Source organism: Paenibacillus sp. J31R34, from assembly GCF_059383715.1.
Map to the genome: position 1 here is coordinate 48602 of NZ_JBXENU010000010.1, position 24414 is coordinate 73015.

Sequence of the window (24414 nt, forward strand, 5' to 3'; positions counted from 1 at the left end):
TTTTCCAGTATTATACTTTGTTTTGGCGGTTGAAGATAGAGGGGAAGTTAAGTAAAATGTAGAAACTTGGAACTTTTTTGTGGGAAAACGATAAAAAGAGTGCGGCGAATGCCGAAAGGAGTCGCGAATGGGACAAAACGGGCTATTAATGAAACCAGTCGTACCGATTTTGCGAATTTTTGATGAAGCACATGCTAAAGCGTTCTATATGGACTTTCTAGGCTTCCGGCTGGATTGGGAGCATCGTTATGAGGCGGATTTTCCATTGTATATGCAAGTATCTAATGGCTGCTGTGTGCTGCATTTATCTGAGCATCATGGCGATAGCTGCCCCGGCGCAGCTATTAGTATTGAAACGAGCCAAATTGAAGCCTATCATACCCTTCTGCTTGAAAAGGATTACCGTTACGCCAAGCCTGGACTGGAACGGACGCCTTGGCATACGCTTGAATGCGTCGTGACGGATCCGTTCGGCAATCGGCTGCTTTTTTATGAAAACCAAATGAAATAAAGCCATACAAGCGGAGCTGATTCAATCCGCTGTATGGCTTTTCTATATTTCTCGGAATGAAACGCGCAGCGCCGCCAAAGGAATACGACAGCCGTTTCACCTTGAACTATAGGAAAGGATGTCCTAACGCTATCCTTGAAATCAGTGATAATATTCATCCAGCTTTTGCCGATGCAGCAGCGCGCGCGCCTCATCAGCCGGAATCGGACGAGAGAACAAATAACCTTGCAGCCGCTCGCATTTGAGCTCAGCCAGCATTTCCAGCTGGGAAGCGACCTCGACCCCTTCGGCCAAAACATCAAGCTGGAGGCTGTGTGCAAGGCTGATGATGGAATGGACGATTGAAATATCAGGCGTGACGCTGGTCATGTCGCGAATAAAAGATTTGTCGATCTTAAGTGTATCAATCGGCAGCTTTTGCAAATAGTGCAGCGAGCTGTAGCCTGTTCCAAAGTCATCAATGGCAATGCGCACGCCTAGCGTCTTGAGCCGATTCAGCTTGTTAATGACCTGATCGGCGCCTTGCAGTCCGATGCTCTCGGTAATTTCCAGCTCCAGCAAATCAGGAGGCAGCTTCGTTTCGAATAGTATATGTCTGATCGTCTCGAACAGGCTGTCATCCTCAAATTGCTTCATCGAGATATTGACCGCAATCGTTACCGGCATAAGCCCTTCATCTATCCAGCGTTTATGCTGCTCGCAGGCTCGGCGCAGCACCCACTCGCCGAGCTGGATAATCATGCCCGTTTCCTCGGCCAGCGGAATAAACTCCAAAGGAGAGATCAGTCCCCGCTCCGGCATATTCCAGCGCACAAGCGCCTCGAAGCCAGTGATTTCCCCTGTACTCGCCTTCACCTGCGGCTGATAAAGCAGCGTCAGCTGCTCCTGCTCCAAAGCGATCGCGAGCTGCTTCTCCATCGTCGTACGGCGTACGATTGATTCATTCATTTCGGAGGTGAAAAAGAGATAGCTGTTTTTTCCCTGTTCCTTTACTCGGTACATCGCAATATCAGCAAATTGAATCAACTGCTCGGAGGATGTGCCATGGTCGGGATATAGGCTGATGCCAATACTTGCAGTAGAGAGCAGCCGATTATTGTCGTAGACGATGGGAACGGCGATTTCGTCTAGTATTTTTTCTGCCAGCTGCTTGGCTTCTTGAGCTCCGGCATGCGTCAGCAAAATAATAAACTCATCCCCGCTGAGCCGGGCAATCGTGCCGCTTTCTCCTACGCACTTGCGCATGCGTAGAGCTGTTTGCTCAAGTAAAAAATCGCCAGCCCGGTGGCCAAGCGTATCATTAATGAGCTTAAAGCGATCCAAGTCGACGAAAAGTACAGCGAACTGCCTGTCCATGCATGTGCTGCATTGGGCCAAAGTCGCGGTCAGCGTCTCGAAAAACGAATGGCGGTTTGGCAAGCCCGTCAAGGAATCAAAATAAGCAATGCGGGAAATCGTCTCCATCGATTGCTTTTGCGCGGTCACATTTTGGGCCACGATGTAGAACCCGGCGAGCTGCTCCTCGACAATAATGGGAATGACCGTTGCATGCAAATAAACAAGCTCACCCGTTTTATTAGTAATAGACGTTTCCTGATTAATAGTCCGTCCCGTATGGACCTGCTCCAATATGTGCTGCAGCTGCCAAGTCTCGACATCGTTTATCAATTCGTCAACCGAAAGGCCGATAAGCTCGGAAGCTATATAGCCAGTGACTTGTTCAATGGCGGCATTGACGCTCAGCAGCTTTCCTTGCAAATCAAACCACAGTACCATATCCGGATTATGCTCAAAAAGCGATTTAAAGCGCTGCTCGCTTACTTCCAGCCGCTTCTCATGCCATTTGCTGAGCGTAATATCGTGGACGACGAGCATAAAGCCGAGCGGGGTTCCTCGGAAGGAGCGAAGGGCCTTGCCGACGATTCGCACGATGCTTCCGGCTTTTCCCTCGCCGGGCTTCAGCCATAGCTCTTGGACAATATCCTGCTCCCCCTGAAGCAAGCGGTTCAGGGGCTGCTGTTCGGAGGGGAGCGGCATTGCCCCGTTCATTTTAAAATAAAGCGGGTACATGCTGTCCTTGGCTGCTGCTGTAGCGAGAAAACCGTATTTTTCAGCTACGTGGTTGCTCATGACGAGTTGTCCATCTGTATGATAAATGACGATGCCTTCATTCATATGATTAAATAGCAGTCTGCTGATCGGTCGTATAAGCTTGCCGACACCAGGCCGATAAATGGTTTTTGCTATATGTTGGGTAATAGACAAGGGTTGCTGACACTTCCTCATGAGGTTCATTTATGTTTATGTTATGTTTGATGAGAATAATTGTCAACGATTTCCCTCCTGCTGGCTGCCAGGAAGAAATGCAGGAAAGATAAGTGCCATCGTTGCCATAAAAATATAATTGACAATGATTCTCAATAGGAATATACTTCGCAATAGAATAAATTCACATGATGTGGATTCTTAAAGGGGAAAATCGAATGAACTGGAAGTTAATCGCAATTTCATTATCTTGTGCAAGCCTATTATTTCTTTCTGCTTGTGGGTCGGATACTGCTACTAATACAAAAACAGACACTGCGGCAGCGACAGCAACAAATACAGCTGAAGAATCACCAGCAGCGTCGGAGGAGGCGCCTGCTGCTACAATAGCACCTGCCACCGAAGAGGAATGGCAGCCTGTTCTTGACGAATATCGCGCCTTCACGATTAAAGAGGCGGATTCGCTCGTTATTGAAACCGAAAAATTCGTCAACGCCGTTAAAGCGGGCGACATTGAGACGGCGAAGCAGTTGTATGCGCCATCGAGAATGTACTATGAAAGAATCGAGCCGATTGCTGAAGCGCTGGGCGATTTTGACCCGCATATTGATGCCCGTGAAAATGATGTCGACGAGAAGGAATGGAGAGGCTTCCACCGAATCGAGAAAATTTTATGGGAAGAAAATACTACAAAAGGCGCTGAAGGTTATGCCGACACGCTGCTTGAGGACATCAAGCTGCTTCGCGCACTGATGGAGACGGTCGAAATTGAGCCTAGCCTGCTCGTTACGGGTGCGGTTGAGCTGCTGAACGAAGTATCCTCCTCTAAAGTAACCGGCGAGGAAGAGCGTTATTCGCATACTGACTTGTATGATTTTGTCGCTAACGTAGAAGGTGCAGAGAAAATTTATGAGCTGCTCAAGCCGCAATTGAACAAGCATGATGCCCAGCTGGAAACATTGATTGGCACAAGCTTCACAAATCTTGACGATGCGCTTGCCGTTTATAAAGATGGCGATGGCTATAAATCTTACCTTGATTTGAAAGAAGAAGATACGAAGAAGCTGAGCCAGCTGCTGGACGCTTTGGCAGAACCGCTTTCACAAATGGGCAAAATTTTGGGGGCTTAATGTCATGAGTTCTACTACTAACAACGACGATAAACAGAAGCATAATCAGAAGCAGGCTGGCGACAGTGTGCTGGAAAAACCGATGAGCCGCAGAGATTTACTGCGGCTCATGGGCGTTGGTGGGGCTGGTTTGCTGATCGGCGCGACTGGCGTAGGCGGCATTATGCAGGCGGCAAGCAAAACGCTGTCCGTCCCGACGACGGCGGCGACAGGGGCTGGAGCAAATGGAGATGTGCTGCCTTTTTACGGTGCTCATCAGGCAGGTATTGCGACGCCGTCACAGGATTTTATTTTATTTGCCGCTTTTGATCTGACAGCAGCTTCAATCGATGATGTGCGTACCTTGTTTCAAGTTTGGACAGCCGCTTCGGCTGCAATGACGCAAGGAACGATGATTGGCACGGACAATAATAACTTGAACCTGCCGCCATCCGATACAGGCGAAGCTGCAGGCTTATCGCCTTCCAAAACAACGATTACGTTCGGCGTAGGGCCGAGCTTTTTTGATGGGCGCTTTGGCCTGTCAAGCAAGAAGCCCTCTTCCCTTGAGGACCTTCCGGCATTTGGCGGCGATGAGCTGCAGCCGGAATGGTGCGGTGGCGATATCGGCGTGCAGGTATGCGCAAACGATATGCAGGTCGCTTTCCACGCCATTCGCAATTTGACGCGGATTGCACGGGGAAAAGCGGTGCTGCGCTGGACGACGGAAGGCTTTCAGCGCACATCCGGCGCTGATAAGGAGGGCGCGACACCGCGCAACTTGATGGGCTTCAAGGATGGGACCGCGAACCCGGATACGAGCGATGAAGCACAGATGAAGCAGGTCGTCTGGGCTTCCGCCGATGACGGTGTACCATGGATGGCGGGCGGGAGCTATATGGTCGTGAGAAGAATTCGCATGCGGGTAGAGGTGTGGGATCGCTCGACGCTGTCTGACCAAGAGGCAACCTTCGGCCGCCATCGGGAGAGCGGTGCTCCCATTGGCAGCTTGAAGGAGTTTGACACCGTTGATGTGAATAAAAAGGATGAGAATGGCAAGCCGGTCATTCCAGCCAACTCGCATCTGGCACTTGCTAGAGGTGACGGGTCTTTGAAAATATTGCGCCGCTCGTACTCCTACTCCAGCGGTCTTGATAAGCGCACTGGACAGCTTGACGCGGGACTATTGTTTATTTGCTATAACCGCGATACGAGCAAGCAGTTTATTCCGATGCAGACCAAGCTGAGCCGGATGGATAAGTTGAATGAATATATCGTGCATACGGGCAGCGCCGTGTTTGCTTGTTTCCCTGGCGTCAGCGAGGGCGGCTATATTGGAGAGACGTTATTGTAGCAGGAGAGAGGAGAAGCGGCATATGTTTTCAAGTAGCAGCCGTTACAGCATAGGGTGGAAATGGCTCGGTATTATCGTTATTTTAGCAGCCATGGTAGCAGGCTCGATTGGCGTGAGGCCCGTTTTTGCAGAAACGTCCAGCGATTTGGATAAGCTGCTTCCGCTCGTTGGCGGAGCGCTTGCGGCGGCAAGCCAGAGCGACTGGGAACAGGCATCGGGCCATATTAAAGAAGCGAATGAGCGCTGGAAGCAGCTAAACGTGAAAAAATCAGATTTATCCGCCGATGTCGACTCCGCGCTGGCTCATGCGATCGTGCTCTTGGATCAGGGAGACAGCAAGCCGGATGAGGCGAAGGCTTCCTTATCCGAGCTGGCAAAGGCGATTAATAAATATGTGAAAAGCGTCCAGAAGGACGATCAATCTAAGCTGAGCGGCAAGGAAGCGGCGAAGCTGCTTCTGCCTATGGCGACAAAGCTGCTGGTCGAAATTCAAGGAGAGCAATGGGGGAAGGCGAGCGCTGATTATAAGACGATTAACGATAATTGGCTGACGATTGAACCTGCGATCCGCTCAGACAATTTCACCGTCTATGGCAAGCTGGAGACGGCAATGAGCATGATCCGGATTGCGCTGCAGGCCGAGCCTCCGCGTGCGGAGCAAGCCGAGACGGAAACGAATGCGATGATTCAGCTGCTTAATGATTATATGGCAGGCAAAATCGATGCGGCTGCTGTACCAGCGGAAAAACTGGGCATTGCTGACCTGATTGCGATTGTGGATAAAGCAGCTAAAGACATAGCCGCGGGCAATTTAAGTGAGGCCGATGGCCAAATGCAAGCCTTCATTTCAAAATGGCCGTCGGTCGAGGGGCAGGTGCAGATTCGTTCTGCTGATGCTTATACGAAAATCGAAATTCAAATGACGGCGGTATCGGGCTATTTGCTCTCCAATCCACCGGTTCCGGATAAAGCCCAAGCCGTAATTGCCGAAATCAGAGAGATACTTGCTCCAATGGTGGAGGAAACGCGCTATACCGCCTGGGATGCTGGAATGATTTTGCTCCGCGAGGGGCTTGAGGCGATTCTCGTGCTTGCGGCTTTACTGGCTTATTTGAAAAAATCGGGCAACGAGTCGAAGCGCATCTGGGTATGGTCTGGCGTCTGGGTAGGGCTACTGCTGAGCGCTATTATGGCTGTGCTGCTCACTTATGCGATTGCTCAAGCGGCTGCTGGCAGCGCGCGTGAAGCGATTGAGGGCATCGCTGGTCTTGTCTCCGTCATCTTAATGATAACCGTTGGCAACTGGCTGCACAGCAAAGCGAATTTGCGAAGCTGGAACAGCTATATAGACAACAAGATGGGCAGCGCAATTGCCCGCGGCAGTCTGTGGTCCCTGTTCGCTGTGTCGGCGCTTGCCATTATGCGGGAAGGGGCGGAGACGACGATATTTTATGTCGGCATGGCGCCTTCCATTGATCCATACCAAATGATCTTAGGTATTGGCGTAACGTTCCTGCTGCTCGTAGCAATAGCTTTCGTTATTATTCGCTTCAGCACGAAGCTGCCGATTCGGCCCTTTTTCATTGTGGCATCGGTGCTCATTTATTATTTGGTGTTCCGCTTTATGGGAGAAAGCATTCACTCGCTGCAGGTCGCTGCATGGCTGCCGACGCATGCGGTAAGCGAATGGCCTACCATTGGCTTCCTTGGTATTTATCCAACGCTGGAGACGGCGCTTACGCAGCTTGCGGTATTGGTGATCATAATCATAATGTTCGTGTGGCAGCAGGCGAGAAGAAAAGCGTAGTTAACCATTAAAGCTGTTTTGGGAACAATCTAAAGCGGATGCTTGCCCTTGAGGCGGGCATCCGCTTGCTGTTTGGCGCTGCGACTATTGGTTTAATAGGGAATATGATAAACTAATAGCAACCCAGATAAAGGTGGAGAAAATGATGAAGGCTCAGACGATGCTTATATCCGCACTGCTGTTTGCATTTGTTATTGCGTTGTTTGCCGTAATTAATGTCAATTCGGTGCAAGTTAATTTTATGTTTGCGCAGACTCAAATTCCGCTTATCCTCGTCATTCTCGCTTCGACGCTCCTTGGCGGACTAGTTATTGGATTGTTTGGCATGGTGCGTGTGTTCCGCTTGCAGCGCCAGGTTAAGCTTCTGAATAAACAGGTGAATGAATTAACCGCTGAGGTGGAAAGAAAAGCAAAGCCGGAGCTTACACCTTTCAGCATCGATGAGGTTGCGCTTCCTCAGACACGGACGTCAGTAGACCATTAATGACTCGCTATTTATACAGCTACAGCTGTCATGAAGAGGAATTGGAGCTATGCCGACTGGAATTGTCGCGACTGCTGGAAGCTCCGCTCAGTGATGGCTTCGTCGTGAGTGAGCATAACGTTCATCCGAGCCGCAGTCCATTTCTCAAGCGTCGCCTAGAGCTCTCCCTTTCAGGTGAAACTTTGCCGGAGCTGCTGGAGCAGCTGCCGCTTGTCGATTTGAATGGAGCGACATTCAAGGTGCTTTGCACAGTGGCGGACGCTCCATACAGCTACGAGGAGCAGCGCGGACTTGAGCGTTCCGTCGGCGCATCATTAATTGGAGTAGCGGATATGCGGCAGCCGGAACGTCTGCTGGGCATTACCTTTTGGCAGCAGCGTTATTGGTTTGGCGACTGTGTGGAAGCGAGTGCGATCTGGCTCGCCCATCGGCAAAAGCCGCAAAATTATTCAACAGCACTTGGCACGAGGGTGGCCAGAGCGATAGTCAATATAGCTTCGGGGCCAGCAGGCGAGGCGCCCAAGGCGAAGGTGATCGACCCCTGCTGCGGCATGGGCACCGTGCTCATTGAAGCGTTGTCGATGGGCATTGATATTCGCGGTGTGGATCGCAATCCGCTCGCGATACGGGGCGCACGGGTCAATCTTGCTCATTTTGGCTATAGTAAGGAACTCGTTGCACTTGGCGATATGCGTGAGCTGGAAGGGCATTATGATGCGGCAATCGTAGATCTGCCGTATAATTTATGTTCGGTCTTGCCGATTGGCGAGCAGCTTGATATGCTGGAAAGTGTAAGACGGATTGCTGACCTTGCAGTCATTGTGACGACGGAGCCGATTGAAACGCAGCTTTCAGCATCCGGCTTCAGCTTGGTCGATCGCTGCGAACTGCATAAGGGTGTTTTTACAAGATTTATTACATTGGTTAAATAATAAAGCGAGGTGATAATATGTCGGACGTGGAGAACAAGGAAGTACAGGAGCAGCCGAAGAAGCTGACTCAAGCGGAGAAAGCCAAGCAATTGCTGGCCCAGAAGAAGCAGGGGAAAGCAGATGCCTTCGCACAAGGCGGCTTTTCAACAAACACGCAGCAAATGAAGAGCCAGAACACGAAGAAGGTCAATAATCAACGCAAAAAGATGGGCGTGTAGTCAGCTATCAGCTGGGCGATGCCTAATCGTTTGAATAGCCTTTTGTTATGCTGGGAATGTGCAGCGTAGCGGGAGGCTTATTTTTAATTAAAGCGTCTAGAAGGCGGGCATTCTCGTTAGTGTTTGATGCAAATTTGGATTATTTTTAAGTGGCACGTGCAGGAATGAATCGAAGCTTCTTCCCGCATAATGTACCTATACCATATTTCTTTGCAATGGAGGGAGAAGCATGCTGGCAGCTGGTGGAGGAGCCGTTAACATATTTTTGCTGGCAGGTGTGGCTACGACTAAGAGTGCCTTTAACGTTTGTCGGGACAAGCTTGACCAATTATTTCGCGAATCCGGCGTTGAGCCCCGCATTCATATTTTGCATCCTTATGGTGACAACAGCCGCAGTCTGCTTCGTCAGGTGCTTGAGGTGGGCAGCGATTTAACCAGCTTTATTGCAGCTGGACGCATTGGTGGGCAAATGGCTTACCGCCAAGTGAAGGAGAAGCTGATGAGCGCTGATGAGCCTTCCCTGTTCATCGGACATAGCGGCGGCGGAGCTGCAGCTTATCAAGCGGCGAAAATGCTGATGGAACGCAATCTAATGACCAATTTCCGTGTCCTGCAGGTCGGTTCGCCGCGCAATCATATTGCGCCGCAGCTGAAAGACAAAGTCTGTTATTTGTATTCGGTGAACGAGGAGGGCAAGCTTAATGATCCCGTAAGCCGGATCGGCAGTTGGGGCGGTTGGACGCGTAGCACTTCCGGCTTGCCCCAATGGCAGCAGATGAAGCATGCGCCAGGCAAGGTTGAGCCGATTCATGTCATCGGCGGGCATGCCCATTATTTCCGCCATCAGGAGGCGTTCCGCGACCAAGATGCCATCTGCAATTTGGATAAAACGATCGATCGCCTGCAGCTGTGGTTGAAAGACTGGCACTGATGTTCTACACTATAAGTAGTAAGTGTTCAAGATATACAGTGGTTAGGACGGAGGTACACTAGCAATGGCCAACACGCACACGTATTCCAAACGCGAGGAAATAGCCAATGCCATCACACATGGCATTGGAGCTGCACTTAGCGTTGCTGCGCTCGTTATTTTAATCATATTTGCAGTAGAGAAGGGTACAGCTTCTCATGTGGTCAGCTTTACGATTTATGGCACAGCGATGCTGCTGCTTTATGCCGCATCGACATTGGTGCACAGCTTTCCAGAAGGAAAGGCAAAGCGTGTTTTTGAATCGCTTGACCATTCCTTTATTTATGTATTTATTGCGGGGACGTATACACCCATTTTGCTTCATATTGTGCAGGGGACATTAGGGTGGGTGCTCTTCGGCATCGTCTGGGGCTTTGCACTCGTTGGCGTCGTATTTAAAGCATTTTTTGCTTCAAAGTTTTTGTTTACCTCGACTATCGTGTATTTGGCTATGGGCTGGCTAATCGTTTTTGCCTGGAAGCCACTTACGAGCCATTTGGCGCCTGGCGGCTTGCAACTGCTCATTACAGGCGGGCTGCTTTACACCGTGGGAACCGTCTTTTATATGTGGCGGGCGTTTCCTTATCATCATGCGGTATGGCATATGTTCGTGCTAGGCGGGTCCGTGCTGCATTTCTTTGCGATTTTGCTCTATATGCTCCCGTCATAAACGTTCAAAGAAGCTTGGCAGCGGGCGGATGCGTTTGCATCTGCCCGCTGCCAAGCTTCTTTGTGCATACATAAGAATGTTTACTGCGAAAGCAGCGGGCACCAGCCCGGGGGCTCCGAACAGATGGCTAGGGCAAAGATGGGTTCCTCGACATATAGATCGTTAAAATAGCTAGGCAGTACATGGTTGGCGGCAACCGAGCCGAGCCTGAACGAGCGCTTGACCTCGCCCTTTACATGCAAGTAATAATACGTTTTTTTCGTTTGAGGCGATTGATACACAAGTGTTGGGAGATGGGGAACGATATCGTATTCGTTTTGAAAACGCCAATGGGTACCGACTAGATTGTTGTAATTGCGGACAAATTTAGGATCGCCGACCCGCGGTGCCCCGAACGTATAGACAATCGGCGATTTTATTGGAGTATTCGCGGCAATATCGGCAGCTGCAAGCGTAGCCAAAGCGCCGCCTAAGCTATGCCCGGTTATAAACAAAGGCTTATCAGCGGGCAACTGCTCCATAAGCGCCAAAATTTGATCGCGCGCTGACATATAAATATCGGTGAAGCCCTTATGCGTATAACCGCCATTTTTCACGGGACGATAGGGTGTTTGCTGGGCGATAAAATCCGATACCCAATCGACGGCGGAGCCCGAGCCGCGGAAAGCGAGTACGGAGGACTGCTCCGACGTCAGCAGGAAGCCAAAAGCTTCCTCCGTCTGATCATAGGCCTTGGCCTTGAACGTCCCGACCAGCGTATAATTGCGCGGCACGAGAAACAGCCCGCTTGGGTTCGTGAATTGCAAATACGTTTGACTGCATACCGCAGCCAAAAACAAAGCTGTCCGAGTGTCCAGCTGCTGCGATTCCCGGTTGTTTTTTTTCAAAGTTGCCATTGCCCGACCTCCGCTCCTTATTGCGCCTTTGCGCGAGAAGTTTCTGCCTAATTGCTGTCTGCAAGTGGGAAGCTGATGTTGTAGCATATGAAAGGCTGGGCGTCCCCGCAACCGCTTGGGCCATGCCCTTACAAATAAATTTGGCAAAGTAGCATTGGACGCGAGCGGGGCTGCGCCGTTATAATAATAGGAAAAAAGCTTTACGATGGGAGCTTGCACATGACTTTGCAGATTGGTGTTATTGGTACAGGTTGGTTTGGACAAATGCACGCTGAAAAGCTGGCGCGTATGGAAGGCGTTAACGTAGCAGCGCTAGTGGCTACAAGCAAGCAGAAGGCAGACGATGCGGCAAAGCCGTTTACAGATGCACGCGGTTATGAAAACGTTTCCGATATGCTCGATGACCGGAAGCTGGATGCAGTCTATATTTGTGTTCCGCCATTTGCCCATGGAGAGATCGAAAATGAGCTGGTGAAGCGCGGAATTCCGTTTCTTGTCGAAAAACCGCTTGGCGTCGATGTCGAAACGCCGGCAGCTATCGGACAAGCGGTACAGGCTAGCGGTCTCATTACATCAGTCGGCTACCATTTCCGCTATATGGACAGCACAGATAAAGCGAAAGAACTGCTGGAGGGCAGACTGGCTGCCATGGCTATCGGGAACTGGATGGGCGGTATGCCAGGTGTTGGCTGGTGGAGAAAAATGGAGGGCTCTGGCGGGCAGTTTGTCGAGCAGACGACTCATATTGTCGATTTGCTGCGCTATTTGCTCGGTGAAGTAACGGAGGTTTATGCAGCCTATGGCGACCGGATTATGGCGGGCAAGGAAGAAGGGGTTGAGGTTCCCGATATTGGAACGGCCACCTTTAAGCTGGCTAGCGGCGTAGTTGCTTCCATCAGCAATACTTGCGCCATCAGCGCCGGTGATCGTGCCGGACTGCACATATATACGGATAAAGGTGTATTGGAGCTTGGGCATCACGGGCTCATCGATATCGAATCCAGCCGCAAAACGGAGTACGTAAATAAGCGCGATCCCTATCAGCTTGAAAATGAAGCTTTTCTGCATGCCGTCCGCACCGGCGATACTTCACTCATTCGCTCCACCTATGCGGATGCTTTGCGGACGCAGGAAATTACAGTTGCGGCTAACCAATCGGCGAAGTCGGGCCTTCCTGTTCGTTTGCCCTCGTATTTATAAGCTGCTTTGCTGAAGGAATGAAGCGATGCTGTAAAATAAATCAAAGCCCCTCCATATTCGCTGGTATAGCGAGCAATGGAGGGGCTTATTTTATCTTAAATCCTGTTTGGCTACAGTCGGCGTGATCGAGTCAATGGCTTGGCTGCTTGTGCAGCCTGCTCCTGCGTGGCCGTCTTGGCAGACGATGTGCGCTCCGATGAGTAACGTCGCCCGCTGTCTTCATCCTCTGACGCTTCCTTATGCTTCTTGCGGCTGTGGCGATCAGAACGAGAGGCAGCCAGCTTGCTTGAACCGCCGCGGCCAATCAGCATATCGCCAGTCCAGCCTTTTTTCCATAGCCACACGTAAATGAATACGGTAATGCCGATAATGAAGGCGCAAAGGATCGTAAAGCCCCACCATGTATGGTCCCAAGGCAGCGGCTCCAAATTCACACCCCAAAGGGCGGAAATGACCGTTGCCGGAGTGAAAATCACCGTGAAAATCGTCAGCGTCTTCATAATATCATTGCCGCGGAAGTTGGAGATGGCATCGTCCATTGAAATGAGTGTGTCAATCTCCAGTGAATAATGCTTGAGCAGCGTATCGATTCGTTCCAGCTTGTGTGTAATGCGCTTGTAAGCTTCGCTTTCCATAATCCCGTCGAGAAAGGCTTCCTTCACCGAGCCGTGAAGCTCACGAACGGGCGTAAACAGATGACTCCAATGCAGCAGGTCATACCGTCTTTCAATGATGACGTCCATCAGGCCGGTACGATTGGCGCTGCGCATATTATTTTCAAGGTCTCCGAGCCGTGTTTCAAAGCCGTCCAGCCCTTCGTGAAAAGGGCCTAATATAACGCCGAGCATAACAAGCAAGGCTTCCGGAGCGGTATCACATGCTTCCAGCCTGCTCGTTACATCATCTGCTTGAAAGCGTATAGCTAGCCGCATATCCTCATGCATCGTCACAAGTCGCCTGCCGGATACCCAAAAGTGAAACGGCTGTATATCCGTATGCACATCCGAGATCTGGATCATCAGTGTGCCATGAACAAGCGGCCCAAGCTCAGTTGCCGGGGCAACTGTAATTTGATTTGTCGTTCGTCCGTTGCATTCCTCAAGCCAGGAGGCGCATTCAGGAAGCAGCAGCTTCGCCTCGAGCTTTTGCGAATCGGCACCGTTGCCCGCCTGAACAGGGTATGGCCGCGCAGCAAGGAAGCTTTCATTATTTTTTCTATTGTCCTTGCGTTTGGGCAGTTTCTGCCCTAACTCCGCATGCTGCCTTTCGATCTGCAGCATTTGCCAATCCCACTGCGCGGGATAGCGAAGCACTCGATGAATCATCGCCTTGCCCCCTGCTTGTCCGATTTCCATTTCACTTCCTTCCATCATACCTTGAAAGTGATTGTTGTACAACAACCGAGCGGCGAATCTGTAAGCAATACGATTGATTCCTTGCCGCTGAGGGTATAACTATTCTAAGAGCGCTCGGTCGAAGCCGGCTATAATAAGGCGTATGCATCATATGCCAAAATCAGCGGGCTTTTGTATTCACAATCAGGTTTTAGGAGGAGATTCGAATGGCTAAGAAGCTGGGGATTTTCAAGACGGAACAAGAAGTGATTGATACGATTACCGCATTGGAGCAAGCCGGATTCGTGCCTGGGGAGCTTCAAATCATTGCCAAGGACGGCGAGCATTCCCGCCGGATCGAGGCGGAAACCGATGTGCATGCCGATGAGGTAATGGAGCTGGCGCGGACGAAGGGAAGCCATGCGGGCAATGAGGGGACGGCGATTGCTGCGGCTGCGGCGATCCCTACGACTGGAATGACTGGAGCTGGCGGCTGGGCCGCGGTGCCTATGACAACGGATGGCTTGCTGGCGACTAATCTAAGATCGGATGATGACGGCATCAATCACGCGCTTAGGGCGCTTGGATTGGATAATGCGGAGGATGAAAGCCGAGATGCGATTCGTGAAGGACACATTATCATCGTCATCGAGACGGATGAGAGCCATACGATGATGGACAAAGAGGGCGGACCGAAGCTGGCGCGGCTGTCAGTAGCGGAATCTGTGCTTCGCAGCCAAGGCGCTATGCATATTGCCGATCTTTAGAGATGAGATGAAAAATAGCGTTCAACATGAATGCTAAAGGTGACAAGAAATAACAAGCGAGAAACAAACGGCAAACAAAAGATAAACACAAATAAATGAACGAAGACCAGCAAAGGGTTTACGTTATATAGAAAGAAAGGGCTCCGCCGATCGGCGGGCCCTTTCTTTCTATATAACGCTGAATAAGGCTGTGATGCTTGCCTATACCTTTAATAAGGAAGGACGGTCAAGGCGCACGATGCTCGCGAGCGGGTGCTCCTCACCATGGATCATATCCCGCAGCATATAAGCAGCCATCATGCTGTAGACGGTGCCATTGCCGCCGTAGCCTAGGCAATAGTAGACGCCGGGCATTTTTGGATCAGCGCCGATAAAGGGCAGATTATCGCGGGATTCACCGAACGTGGCGCTCCATTCAAATTCCAGCGGCTGATCCAGCATCGGAAACAATGCTGTTATTTTCTCCAGCAGCTTATCAGTTCGCTTGCGTCGTAGCTTCTCGCTTTCAATCGGCGCTTCAGTCATTTCGTCCAGACCGCCGACGACGATCCGGCCATCCACCGTCGTACGCAAGTATAAATAGGGGCGCGCCGTTTCCCAAATGAGGCATTGTCCCGGCCAATTGGCCCGCAGCTTCGCGTCATCCTGAACGCCAGTAACGGCGGCAAAGGAGCGGTTAATGTCGGCTTTAACCAGCTGGCCGCGCAATTCCTCAGGCTCATAGCCAATAGCGAAAATCACATGCTCCGCCTCGATTTCCCAGCCGCCTGCAGTCCGCAACAGCTGCCTGCCTTCAGCAGTTTGCTCATGCTTTACGATGTCGGTATGCTCATAAATTTGCAGCCCGGCTTTCGCCGCAGCGCTAGATACGCCCTGCACGAACTGGAATGGATTAACCTCGGCATCCCCCTGCGCCATAATGGCACCCGGTTTGCGGAAAGGAAACTGCCGTGAAATATCGTCAGCCTCCAGAAAGGTGACGTCAAATCCATGCTTGAGCAGCATCTCATATTCCTTCCGCAGCATCGGCAAATCCTGCTCGGAGGTCGCATAATAGAGGCTGCTTCTTGGAATGAAGCCGACATCTACGGGGAGCTGTGCCGCAACCTCCCCAAGCTGCCTCACAGCATCCAGACAGCCGCGATAGAAACGCGCAGCATCGTATTCGCCGATTTGGTCAGCGAGCTCCCACAGCATAATGTCATTGGAAAACTGGAGCAAGCCTGTGTTGGCCGATGTACTGCCGCCTGCGACGCTTTCCCGTTCGAGCATTGCCGCCTCAATGCCGCTTTTCGCCAAAATATAACCGCAAATACTGCCAGACATGCCGCCGCCGACGATGGCAACCTTCACTTTTTTGTTCTCGGTAATACGGGGATAGTCTGCCGGCGAATTTAAGGTTGTAGGCCAATACAAACTGCCTGTATGCAGCTCCTTCATCTGTGGCACAGCTCCTGTTCATTTGATTTTAAATGGCACTATTAGAAACCATTACACATCTATTCAATTGCCGTACCACTAATATGTCCCATAACAGCCTCTCTGTATTACAAGGAATGCGGCTTGCGCCTTATTCTTTCAGACTGCGCATCGCTTCGCGGTACGCGGTGGGGGACTGATTATAAAAACGCCGAAATTGCTTGGAAAAATAAAGCGCATCCTGCAGCCCGACAGAAGCGGAAATTTGCTCAATCGTCAGCTCTCCACGCTCGCGAAGCATCTGTCTAGCCTTGTCTATTCTCAGCTTGAGCAGGAAGGTGACGGGTGTTGTTCCCGTTTTGCGTTTGAAGAAACGCGATAAATAGGCGCGATTGTAGCCAAGGGCCTCCGCCATTTGCTCAATAGAAACGGGATGGGCATATTGCGTCGATAAATAATGGATCATTTTTTGGAGCAATTGCTCCCCTTCTTCATCGGCCATTAGCGCTTTGCCGCGAGCGGTATCGCTCATAACGGCGCTGTATTCAGCGAGCAGCAGCTGCAGATAGCCATTTGCTTTCAAATGTGCGGCCGCCTCATTCGAGCGGAAAATATGGAAGATATGATGAAAAAGCACGGCTGGCCGCTTGCTGCTGCCCGTATCAACGATAGGCTGTGCCACGGATAACCCTGCTGTCTCGAGCAGCCCGCTAGCCAGTGTGCCCCTAAAGGCAACCCAGCGGTAGCGCCAAGGGTTCTGAACGTCTGATTCATAGCTGACTAGCTGCTCCGGTTCGATCAGAAACGTGTGCCCTGCCCGCAGCTCGTAGCGGTTGTCACCACAAATGAAGATACCGCTGCCTTCAAGCACGACATGCATCAAATAAAAATCATATACTTTCGGACCGAGGCGATGCGAGGGCTTCGTCTGGCTCTCCCCTGCGAACAACACGTGCAGCAGATCATTTTCGATGATCATAGGGCTTGAGGCGACTTTATAGTTCTCTGGTTTGGTCATTCATTACACCTGCCTGCAATTGGGAATAAAGACTGCTGTATTTGCGGATTTTAATAATCATAGCATGTCTTAAGATCGATATGAAAGTCACATATATCCATGTAAATAGCACTTTGCGCCATTTTAATTGCCGCTAGCCTTGCGCTATACTGAAGGGGAAGACATCGCCTTACATCAAATTACAAAAGACGATAAAAAGGGACGTGATTGCAAGTGGCAAATATTCAAGAGCTTACACAGAAATTTATCCAACAATATGGTGGAGACGCCTCCGCCATTCAAGTATTTCATGCTCCGGGCCGGGTGAATCTGATCGGCGAGCATACCGATTATAACGGCGGTTACGTTTTTCCGGCTGCTTTAACGTTTGGCACTACGCTGCTCATTCGTGCACGCGGAGACCGCAAGCTTGGGCTGGCAACGACGAATTTTCCAATAAGCCGGGAGTTCGACCTTGAAAATATCGTTTATGACGAAGCGGATGACTGGATGAACTATCCGAAAGGGATTTTCCGCGAATTGCAGCAGCGCGGCGTGAGCTATACTTCCGGCTATGATCTGCTGTACCATGGCGAAATTCCGAACGGAGCTGGCCTATCCTCCTCGGCTTCCATTGAAGTGGTCACGGCTTATGCCCTGCTGACGCTTGAAAAACAGCCGATCGACAAGGTGCAAATTGCGCTGCTTTCACAAAAATCAGAAAATGAATTCAATGGCGTGCAATGCGGCATTATGGACCAATTTGCTGTGGCGAATGGCAAGAAGGATCATGCGATTTTGCTCATGTGCGACACGCTTGAATATGATCTCGTTCCGTTCCAATCGGGCAGCTACAAGCTCGTTATCGGCAACACGAACAAGCGCCGTGGATTGGTGGATTCCGCTTATAATGAGCGCCGCAGCCAATGCGAGCAGGCGGTTCAGGACTTAAAGCAGGCGTTCCCTGAGCTGACGCTGCTTGGCCAAATTAACTTGGAGCAGTTCAATGTAAACAAGCACCTGATCAAAGAAGATATCGTCCGCAATCGCGCCCAGCACGTTGTCGAAGAGATCGACCGGGTATTGCAATCGATGGAAGCTCTGAAAAAAGACGATCTCGCATTGTTCGGCCAACTGATGAATGGCTCGCATGACTCGCTGCGCGATTTGTATGAAGTAACAGGTGCGGAGCTGGACGCGATGGTAGCTGCGGCTCGCAAAGTAGACGGCGTGCTTGGCTCGCGCATGACAGGCGCAGGCTTCGGCGGCTGCACCGTATCGCTCGTTCATGAAGACAGCATCGAGAGCTTCAAGCAGCAAGTGGGCGAGGAATATACGGCGGCAACCGGACTTGTAGCGGATTTCTACGTATGCAGCATCGGCAATGGCGTGGAGCAGTTGGTTTAAGCAACAGCAACTGACTTAAGCAGTCTTATCGACTGAATCGAGTGAAACGGCTTAATTTCACCCTCGAAACGGCAGTTTTTCCGCCAGAGGTCGGTGACAGCCGTTTACGCTTATATGCAAGCAAATTTGGGAGGGATAACACAATGGCAGTATTAGTAACAGGTGGAGCAGGATATATTGGTTCGCATGCCGTAGCATCACTTAAAGAGCGCGGCGAAGAAATCGTTGTGGTCGACAATTTGGAGCAGGGACATCGCGAGGCGGTAACAGGCGGAAAGCTGTACGTTGGCGATTTGCGCGATAAGGATTTTCTGGAAACGGTATTTAAGGAAAACAACATTGATGCTGTCATTCATTTTGCTGCTAATTCGCTCGTAGGGGAAAGCATGCAAAATCCAGGCAAGTATTATCACAACAATGTATATGGCACATTATGCCTGCTTGAAAAAATGATTGAGCACAACGTGCTTAAGATTGTGTTCTCATCCACAGCAGCTACCTATGGCGAGCCGGAGAACGTGCCAATCGACGAGTACGACCGTACGCTGCCGACTAATGCCTATGGCGAAACGAAGCTGGCAATGGAAAAAATGATGAAATGGTTCGATGTCGCACATGGCTTGAAATTCGTATCTTTGCGCTATTTCAACGCAGCTGGCGCGCATGAGAGCGGAGTAATCGGCGAAGACCACAACCCTGAATCGCATCTTATTCCTATCGTGCTGCAGGCAGCGCTTGGACAGCGTCCGCATATTTCTGTGTTCGGCGAAGACTATGAGACGGAGGATGGCACTTGCATCCGCGATTATATCCATGTCAGCGATCTAGCCGATGCGCATGTGCTCGCCGTAGAACGTTTGCGTACAGGTGCGGACAGCTCGATTTACAACCTTGGCAACGGACAAGGCTTCTCCGTTAAGCAAGTGATTGACATTGCGCGCTCCGTAACCGAACGCGAGATCAAGGCTGTAATTGAGCCACGCCGTTCTGGCGACCCTGCTGTGCTGGTAGCTGCATCCGATCGTGCACGCAGTGAACTGGGCTGGAATCCGAAGCGCAACAAGCTTGAGGATATTATCCGCAGCGCATGGAACTGGCATGTGGCAAACCCGCAAGGCTACAAAGGCAAAGCACAGGAGTAGGAGCAAGAGGAAGGAGCGGTTTTCGCATGACAGCCAGCCAGACAGCCGCCGCTAATGCGGCGAAGGCGCTTGTAAATATTGAAAGACTGATTGGTTTTGCTGAGCACCAGGGCTTGATTCACAAGCTGGACATTCATGCTGCCCGCAATGCGCTGCTTGATTTATTCGGCTTTACAGAGCCGTATGAAGGCGAAATAGCTGAGGAGCAGTTGGATAGCGCAGTAACGATATTGGAGGATCTGCTCGATTATGGCCACAGCATTGGCCTGATTGAGGAAAATATTACGACCTATCGCGATTTGCTGGATGCTCGCATTATGGGCTTGCTCATGCCGCGTCCCTCGGAAGCAGTAGCAGCTTTCAATCGGACAGCAGAAGCAGAGGGCATTTCCGAGGCGACGGATGCTTTCTACAAGCTGAATATTGACTCCAACTACATCCGTATGGATCGCATTCGCAAAAATAAATATTGGCTGTACGATACGGATTATGGCAAGCTGGAGATTACAATCAACCTGTCCAAGCCGGAAAAGGATCCTAAGGAAATTGCGCTGCTCAAGACGCTGCCGCAAGCCAAATATCCTCAGTGCCTGCTCTGTGCTGAAAATGTAGGCTACGCCGGACGCGCCGATCATCCTGCGCGGCAAAATCTGCGCGTGCTGCCGCTGACCTTGCAGGCCGAGCAATGGTATTTTCAATATTCGCCTTATGTGTATTACAACGAGCACAGCATCGTATTCAAGGGCGCGCATGAGCCGATGGCGATTTCGCATTCCTCGTTTGCGAGATTGCTCGATTTCGTCGAACAGTATTCGCATTATTTTATCGGCTCCAATGCCGATTTGCCGATAGTGGGCGGCTCAATTCTAAGCCATGACCACTTCCAAGCCGGACGTCATACGTTCCCGATGGAAGCGGCAGGGGTGGAAGCAAGCTTCGTTAATCCGGAGCTGCCAGGCGTCAAATACGGCATCGTAAGCTGGCCAATGTCCGTTGTTCGGGTCAATGGCGCTTCGAAGGCTGATGTGCTGAAGGCAGCCTGCAGCCTGCTTGATGCTTGGCGCGGGTATAGCGACGCGGATGCGGACGTTCTCGCATTTACCGCAGGTGCTTTGGATGCGGCACCGACGCCGCATAATACGATTACACCGATCGCGAGGCTGCGCGACAACGGCGAGTACGAGGTCGATCTTGTGCTTCGCAACAATCGGACGAGCGACGAGCATCCCGACGGGATTTTTCATCCCCATCAGCACCTGCATCATATCAAAAAAGAAAATATCGGCCTGATTGAAGTGATGGGTCTTGCTGTGCTGCCAGGCAGACTGGCAACGGAGCTCGGTCAAATTGCCGCCTACTTGACGGGAGCGGCGACTATGGATGCTGCCCTGCAGGAAAGCGCTCATCCGCTTCACAAGCATGCAGAGTGGATTAGAGAGCTGGTAGCGCGTTATGGAACGTCCTGCTCGGAGAGCGAAGCTCAGGCGTATGTGGAGGCACAGACGGGCGCGAAGTTCCTCGATGTGCTGAAGGATGCGGGCGTGTACAAACGCAACGATGCCGGAAAAGCAAGCTTCCAAAAGTTCCTGTTTTCCATAGGTTTGCAAACTGAATAATGCAGGCTAAACGGTGAGGCTGGCTTTTAATCCTGAGGGGGTTGAGAGCCAGCTTTTAATCTGTGAAATAATTAATTTGAAAAGTGTAAAAAATTATGGTATTTTTTATATGATAAAAAATACTATTTACGTTACTAATGCTTTATTGTGATCGTCAATATTACAAGTTAGATGGAGGAGTTTATATGCCAGAAACTATTATGCCGTTAGATGACTTTTTGCAGTTGAATTCGGATGAGCAAGTGGAAAAGCTGAAAAGATGGAAAATGGATTATACGCTTAAGGATATTCGTGAAGCTTGGGATTTCAAACATTCCGCTCAGTATTACATGCTCCTTAAGAAACTCCGCATCTATGAGCGGGTTGTAAATAAGTCGGACAAGTTCTACCCGGTTCCTGATCATTTGTCCTCACAATCGGGTGGTGGATTTGAACGTGGATGGAGAGGCCAGCCTTCTTACGCTCAGCAGGAGCTTAAGCTTCCAGCAGACCAGTTTAACTACAACTTGAACATAACGCTCAGCGGTGCTGAACTTGCTGAGAAACTGGAGCGCCTTGCTTTCTTCCTGAAGGGCGAGCAGAAACAAGTTGCCATTTCACTGTCCCTTGAAGCTGCAGCAGCTGTAGCAGTCAAGGAATCCGAAACGACAGAAGAATAAAAACAAAGAAACCGGGGCAGCTCTAGCGAGTGCACCGGTTTTCTTGTGTTGTCGAAGGGAGTAATATAATGTATTTTAATGGTATTACTTGAAGCGCTGTATTACTTGTTCCTTAGCTTGCCTAGCTCTGTTACAAGGGCTTCTACTTCACTGATACTGAATTTCTCTTTGCCTGCAACAACCTCATACAAATCCTTAATGTCTTCGTATTGCGTAATATTGAAATGGGAAGCCTGCATAGCGGCAGCCGAAGCCATCTTTAATTTTGTTTTGATGGTATCAATCATAAATTCAATATTTTGCGGCGTTTGCTGTTCAAGATCAAGCATGGGTAAATCCTCCTTCATCATTCAGGGCATGAATGCATGCGCCTGCTGTTTCATACTAATGCCGTCATTGTAACATAATTTAAGAATGGACATCAGATAAATTGAATAGAGCCGATAAATCCGATACAATTAATAGCAGGATGGGTAATCATCATTTAGAACATGAAGGAACGTAGATAAATTGAATTAGTCAGTATAGCTTAAAGGAGCAGAAAGATGAAGCAGGCAGATCGTTGCAATCTCGAAATAGCTGAATTTCTGGCTCCGATTGCCAGCCAGTACCCGAATAGAAGCGAGGTTTCCTTCGTATGTATTGGTACAGACCGTTCAACAGGAGATTGCTTCGGGCCCCTCGTTGGCACGCTGCTGCGTGAGCAGGGCTGGGAGCATGTAATTGGCACAATGGAGCAGCCATGTGATGCTTATGCAGTAGAACAGGCAGTTCTCATGGCTGAAAATCGTGCAGTCGTCATTGCGATTGATGCTTGCCTAGGCAAGCCGCAGTCGGTTGGAACCTTTCTGGCAATGGCGGGTCCGCTCCAGCCGGGAGCAGCAACGGGCCGAAGACTGCCTCCTGTTGGACATTACAGCATTGCAGGTGTTGTGAATGCATTAAGCCACAAGCCTTACATAACGATTCAGACGACATCGCTGTATCACGTCATGCGAATGGCGGAGCAATTGGCAGCAGCGATAGCACTAGCATGGCCCGGCAGCAAACGCTTATTAAAATGGACCGAAGAGGAGCGTGTTTATTTTGGCTAATGGAGTTTCTCTGGCGAATCAAAGGCTGATGCTTGAGGAAGGCACCGAGCTTAGCTTTTACGACTCAGAAGCGTTAAAATGGCAAGCTGGATTAGCGGGTTCAGATCCGGAGGCAGGCCATCCCGTGCTTGTATTGCTGCATGGCTACTGCGGCAGCTCGGCTTATTGGGAAGAGGTTGCACCGATGCTGGCGCAGCAGTCGCGCTTGATTATTCCTGACCTGCGCGGTCATGGCCTATCTTCGGCTTCCGCCGATCTTGAAGCTGCTATGGAAGTGTATGCAGATGATCTTTACGCTATTCTTGTACATCAACGCATAGATAAAGTGTGCCTGCTTGGCCATTCGCTTGGAGGCTATATCGCATTGGCTTTTGCAGAGCGGTATGCGGATCGATTGACGGCATTTGGACTCGTACATTCTACAGCGCTTGCGGACAGCGAGGCGGCTAAAGACAATCGGGACAATACGATAAATTTAATCAAGCAGGGCAAGTTGGAGCAGGTCATTGACGGCATGTCGCAAAAGCTGTTTGCTCCGGATAATTTGGACAAGCTGCCAGACAAGGTAGCGCGTGTGAAGGCGATTGGCTATCAGACGGGTGGAACGGGAGCGATCGCTGCAGCAGCTGGAATGAAATCAAGGCCCGATCGGACGAGTATTTTGCGTGAAGCCAAGCTTCCTGTGCTGCTGCTTGCCGGAGAAGGGGATCAAATCGTTCCACCGGAGCGGACGCTGTTATGGGATGGCCCCTCCATCACGCAAGTGCTGCTTAAAGATGCCGGCCACATGAGCATGCTGGAGCAGCCCGAAGCATGCGCAAAGGCAATCAGCAGCTTTATTGCTCCGCTAACTAAATAAGGACTAATTCAAGCGTAGGAGCGGGAATTTGCTTAGAGAAGGAGGCAAGAAGCGATGTTTCAACGGGATTATTTTATGCGCATGATTGAGCAGATGACGGAAGCGGTCGGACAAGTGATGCAGCTGAGGCGAGAGCTGAAGCAGGCGGACGCGCTTATCGTCATTGACGAGCTGCTGGATCGCAGGTTTGGTCTAAGCGGAAAGCTGATCCGTACGTTGTCAGACGAGGATTTGCTCGCGGTTATGACGAAAAACGGCGTCGTAGAAACGGACAATATTCAGGCAATCGCGATTTTGTTCAAGCAGGAGGCGGAGCTGTATGAGGATTTGGGCAAAGAAGCAGAAAGCTTCGCGCACAGTTTAAAGGCTCTGCATTTGTTTATGCGGCTTTCCCTCATCGACGCGCCGCCGACGCTTGCAAATTCGAGCGATGAGGCGGCGATTTTGCTCGGCAAGCTGTCGCCATATGAGCTGTCCTCTCGAACGAAGCGGCTGGTTGCCGAGTGGCATGAATCAGAGGGAGCTTTTGCGCTCGCTGAAAATATTTGGTACGAGCTGCTTGAGGACGGCGCAGCTGACAAAGGCGAGGTCGCCGCGTTTTATATGCGGCTGCTGCCTTTTCAGGAGGACAAGCTCGCCGCTGGCGGCTTGCCGATTGAGGAAATCAGAACAGGGCTTAACAGCCTGGAGATGGAGCAATAGCA

24 protein-coding genes are annotated in these 24414 nt (G+C 50.6%); 18 read left to right on the plus strand and 6 right to left on the minus strand.

Features of this window, described 5'->3' with window-relative positions; all coding sequences use genetic code 11:
- Positions 1-127 precede the first annotated feature (127 nt).
- Positions 128-511 carry a glyoxalase superfamily protein gene (locus AC50YG_RS24505; RefSeq protein ID WP_494830524.1) on the plus strand — a complete coding sequence of 128 codons (384 nt, stop codon included), beginning with the start codon at positions 128-130 and terminating at the stop codon, positions 509-511.
- A 141-nt stretch (positions 512-652) separates the two neighbouring features.
- On the opposite strand, the gene AC50YG_RS24510 is transcribed toward AC50YG_RS24505, so the two are convergent.
- A complete protein-coding gene (locus AC50YG_RS24510; RefSeq protein ID WP_494830526.1) occupies positions 653-2776 on the minus strand; it encodes a putative bifunctional diguanylate cyclase/phosphodiesterase in 2124 nt (707 codons plus the stop codon).
- A 218-nt stretch (positions 2777-2994) separates the two neighbouring features.
- Between AC50YG_RS24510 and efeO the strand changes: the two genes are divergently transcribed.
- The 8 genes from efeO to trhA all read left to right on the plus strand — a co-directional run bounded on the left by efeO (position 2995) and on the right by trhA (position 10320).
- Positions 2995-3906 (plus strand): iron uptake system protein EfeO, encoded by a 912-nt coding sequence (gene efeO / locus AC50YG_RS24515; protein WP_494830528.1) that lies wholly within the window; start codon positions 2995-2997, stop codon positions 3904-3906.
- Positions 3907-3910: 4 nt separating this feature from the next.
- Positions 3911-5239 carry an iron uptake transporter deferrochelatase/peroxidase subunit gene (gene efeB, locus AC50YG_RS24520; protein ID WP_494830530.1) on the plus strand — a complete coding sequence of 443 codons (1329 nt, stop codon included), beginning with the start codon at positions 3911-3913 and terminating at the stop codon, positions 5237-5239.
- Positions 5240-5261: 22 nt separating this feature from the next.
- Positions 5262-7046: an FTR1 family protein gene (locus AC50YG_RS24525; RefSeq protein ID WP_494830532.1), complete on the plus strand. Its 1785-nt coding sequence runs from the start codon at positions 5262-5264 to the stop codon at positions 7044-7046.
- A gap of 142 nt (positions 7047-7188) precedes the next feature.
- On the plus strand, positions 7189-7530 hold the full coding sequence (locus tag AC50YG_RS24530; RefSeq protein WP_473756289.1) for a LapA family protein: 342 nt from the start codon (positions 7189-7191) through the stop codon (positions 7528-7530).
- Positions 7530-8462, plus strand: coding sequence for a TRM11 family SAM-dependent methyltransferase (locus tag AC50YG_RS24535; protein WP_494830534.1), 933 nt, complete (start codon positions 7530-7532; stop codon positions 8460-8462). Before AC50YG_RS24530 ends, AC50YG_RS24535 begins: the two co-directional genes overlap by 1 nt.
- 17 nt (positions 8463-8479) lie before the next feature.
- Complete coding sequence (locus tag AC50YG_RS24540; RefSeq protein WP_341279422.1) at positions 8480-8680, plus strand: hypothetical protein; 201 nt, start codon at positions 8480-8482, stop codon at positions 8678-8680.
- A gap of 229 nt (positions 8681-8909) precedes the next feature.
- Entirely contained in the window at positions 8910-9611 is a 702-nt protein-coding gene (locus tag AC50YG_RS24545; protein ID WP_494830536.1) for a hypothetical protein, read from the plus strand.
- 64 nt (positions 9612-9675) lie between these two features.
- On the plus strand, positions 9676-10320 hold the full coding sequence (trhA, locus tag AC50YG_RS24550; protein WP_341279420.1) for a PAQR family membrane homeostasis protein TrhA: 645 nt from the start codon (positions 9676-9678) through the stop codon (positions 10318-10320).
- 80 nt (positions 10321-10400) lie between these two features.
- Here trhA and AC50YG_RS24555 read toward each other — a convergent pair whose 3' ends face one another.
- Positions 10401-11216 (minus strand): lipase family protein, encoded by an 816-nt coding sequence (locus AC50YG_RS24555; protein ID WP_494830538.1) that lies wholly within the window; start codon positions 11214-11216, stop codon positions 10401-10403.
- Between the two features lie 219 nt (positions 11217-11435).
- Here AC50YG_RS24555 and AC50YG_RS24560 point away from each other — a divergent pair, with 219 nt between their 5' ends.
- Complete coding sequence (locus tag AC50YG_RS24560; RefSeq protein WP_494830540.1) at positions 11436-12416, plus strand: Gfo/Idh/MocA family protein; 981 nt, start codon at positions 11436-11438, stop codon at positions 12414-12416.
- Positions 12417-12526: 110 nt separating this feature from the next.
- Here the strand turns inward: AC50YG_RS24560 and AC50YG_RS24565 are convergent, their stop codons facing one another.
- Positions 12527-13771, minus strand: coding sequence for a magnesium transporter CorA family protein (locus AC50YG_RS24565; RefSeq protein WP_473756284.1), 1245 nt, complete (start codon positions 13769-13771; stop codon positions 12527-12529).
- 206 nt (positions 13772-13977) lie between these two features.
- On the opposite strand from AC50YG_RS24565, the gene AC50YG_RS24570 reads away from it, so the two are divergent.
- Positions 13978-14517, plus strand: a complete 540-nt coding sequence (locus AC50YG_RS24570) for a hypothetical protein (protein ID WP_494830542.1) — start codon at positions 13978-13980, stop codon at positions 14515-14517.
- Positions 14518-14718: 201 nt separating this feature from the next.
- Here the strand turns inward: AC50YG_RS24570 and AC50YG_RS24575 are convergent, their stop codons facing one another.
- Both AC50YG_RS24575 and AC50YG_RS24580 read right to left on the minus strand, forming a co-directional pair.
- Positions 14719-15957, minus strand: coding sequence for an NAD(P)/FAD-dependent oxidoreductase (locus tag AC50YG_RS24575; protein ID WP_494830544.1), 1239 nt, complete (start codon positions 15955-15957; stop codon positions 14719-14721).
- A 130-nt stretch (positions 15958-16087) separates the two neighbouring features.
- Positions 16088-16954 carry an AraC family ligand binding domain-containing protein gene (locus tag AC50YG_RS24580; protein WP_494830548.1) on the minus strand — a complete coding sequence of 289 codons (867 nt, stop codon included), beginning with the start codon at positions 16952-16954 and terminating at the stop codon, positions 16088-16090.
- A gap of 213 nt (positions 16955-17167) precedes the next feature.
- Between AC50YG_RS24580 and AC50YG_RS24585 the strand changes: the two genes are divergently transcribed.
- The 4 genes from AC50YG_RS24585 to AC50YG_RS24600 all read left to right on the plus strand — a co-directional run bounded on the left by AC50YG_RS24585 (position 17168) and on the right by AC50YG_RS24600 (position 21757).
- Positions 17168-18340, plus strand: coding sequence for a galactokinase (locus AC50YG_RS24585; RefSeq protein WP_494830551.1), 1173 nt, complete (start codon positions 17168-17170; stop codon positions 18338-18340).
- A gap of 143 nt (positions 18341-18483) precedes the next feature.
- Positions 18484-19482, plus strand: coding sequence for a UDP-glucose 4-epimerase GalE (gene galE / locus AC50YG_RS24590; protein WP_494830553.1), 999 nt, complete (start codon positions 18484-18486; stop codon positions 19480-19482).
- Positions 19483-19508: 26 nt separating this feature from the next.
- Entirely contained in the window at positions 19509-21098 is a 1590-nt protein-coding gene (locus tag AC50YG_RS24595; RefSeq protein ID WP_494830556.1) for a UDP-glucose--hexose-1-phosphate uridylyltransferase, read from the plus strand.
- A gap of 185 nt (positions 21099-21283) precedes the next feature.
- On the plus strand, positions 21284-21757 hold the full coding sequence (locus AC50YG_RS24600) for a hypothetical protein (RefSeq protein WP_341279410.1): 474 nt from the start codon (positions 21284-21286) through the stop codon (positions 21755-21757).
- Between the two features lie 101 nt (positions 21758-21858).
- On the opposite strand, the gene AC50YG_RS24605 is transcribed toward AC50YG_RS24600, so the two are convergent.
- Positions 21859-22086 (minus strand): DUF1128 domain-containing protein, encoded by a 228-nt coding sequence (locus AC50YG_RS24605; RefSeq protein ID WP_494830558.1) that lies wholly within the window; start codon positions 22084-22086, stop codon positions 21859-21861.
- A 216-nt stretch (positions 22087-22302) separates the two neighbouring features.
- Here AC50YG_RS24605 and yyaC point away from each other — a divergent pair, with 216 nt between their 5' ends.
- The 3 genes from yyaC to AC50YG_RS24620 are packed head-to-tail and all read left to right on the plus strand — an operon-like array spanning position 22303 to position 24412.
- On the plus strand, positions 22303-22851 hold the full coding sequence (gene yyaC / locus AC50YG_RS24610) for a spore protease YyaC (protein ID WP_494830560.1): 549 nt from the start codon (positions 22303-22305) through the stop codon (positions 22849-22851).
- Entirely contained in the window at positions 22844-23710 is an 867-nt protein-coding gene (locus tag AC50YG_RS24615) for an alpha/beta fold hydrolase (protein ID WP_494830562.1), read from the plus strand. Before yyaC ends, AC50YG_RS24615 begins: the two co-directional genes overlap by 8 nt.
- A 54-nt stretch (positions 23711-23764) precedes the next feature.
- Positions 23765-24412, plus strand: coding sequence for a DUF6483 family protein (locus tag AC50YG_RS24620; RefSeq protein WP_341279406.1), 648 nt, complete (start codon positions 23765-23767; stop codon positions 24410-24412).
- Positions 24413-24414: the final 2 nt, after the last annotated feature.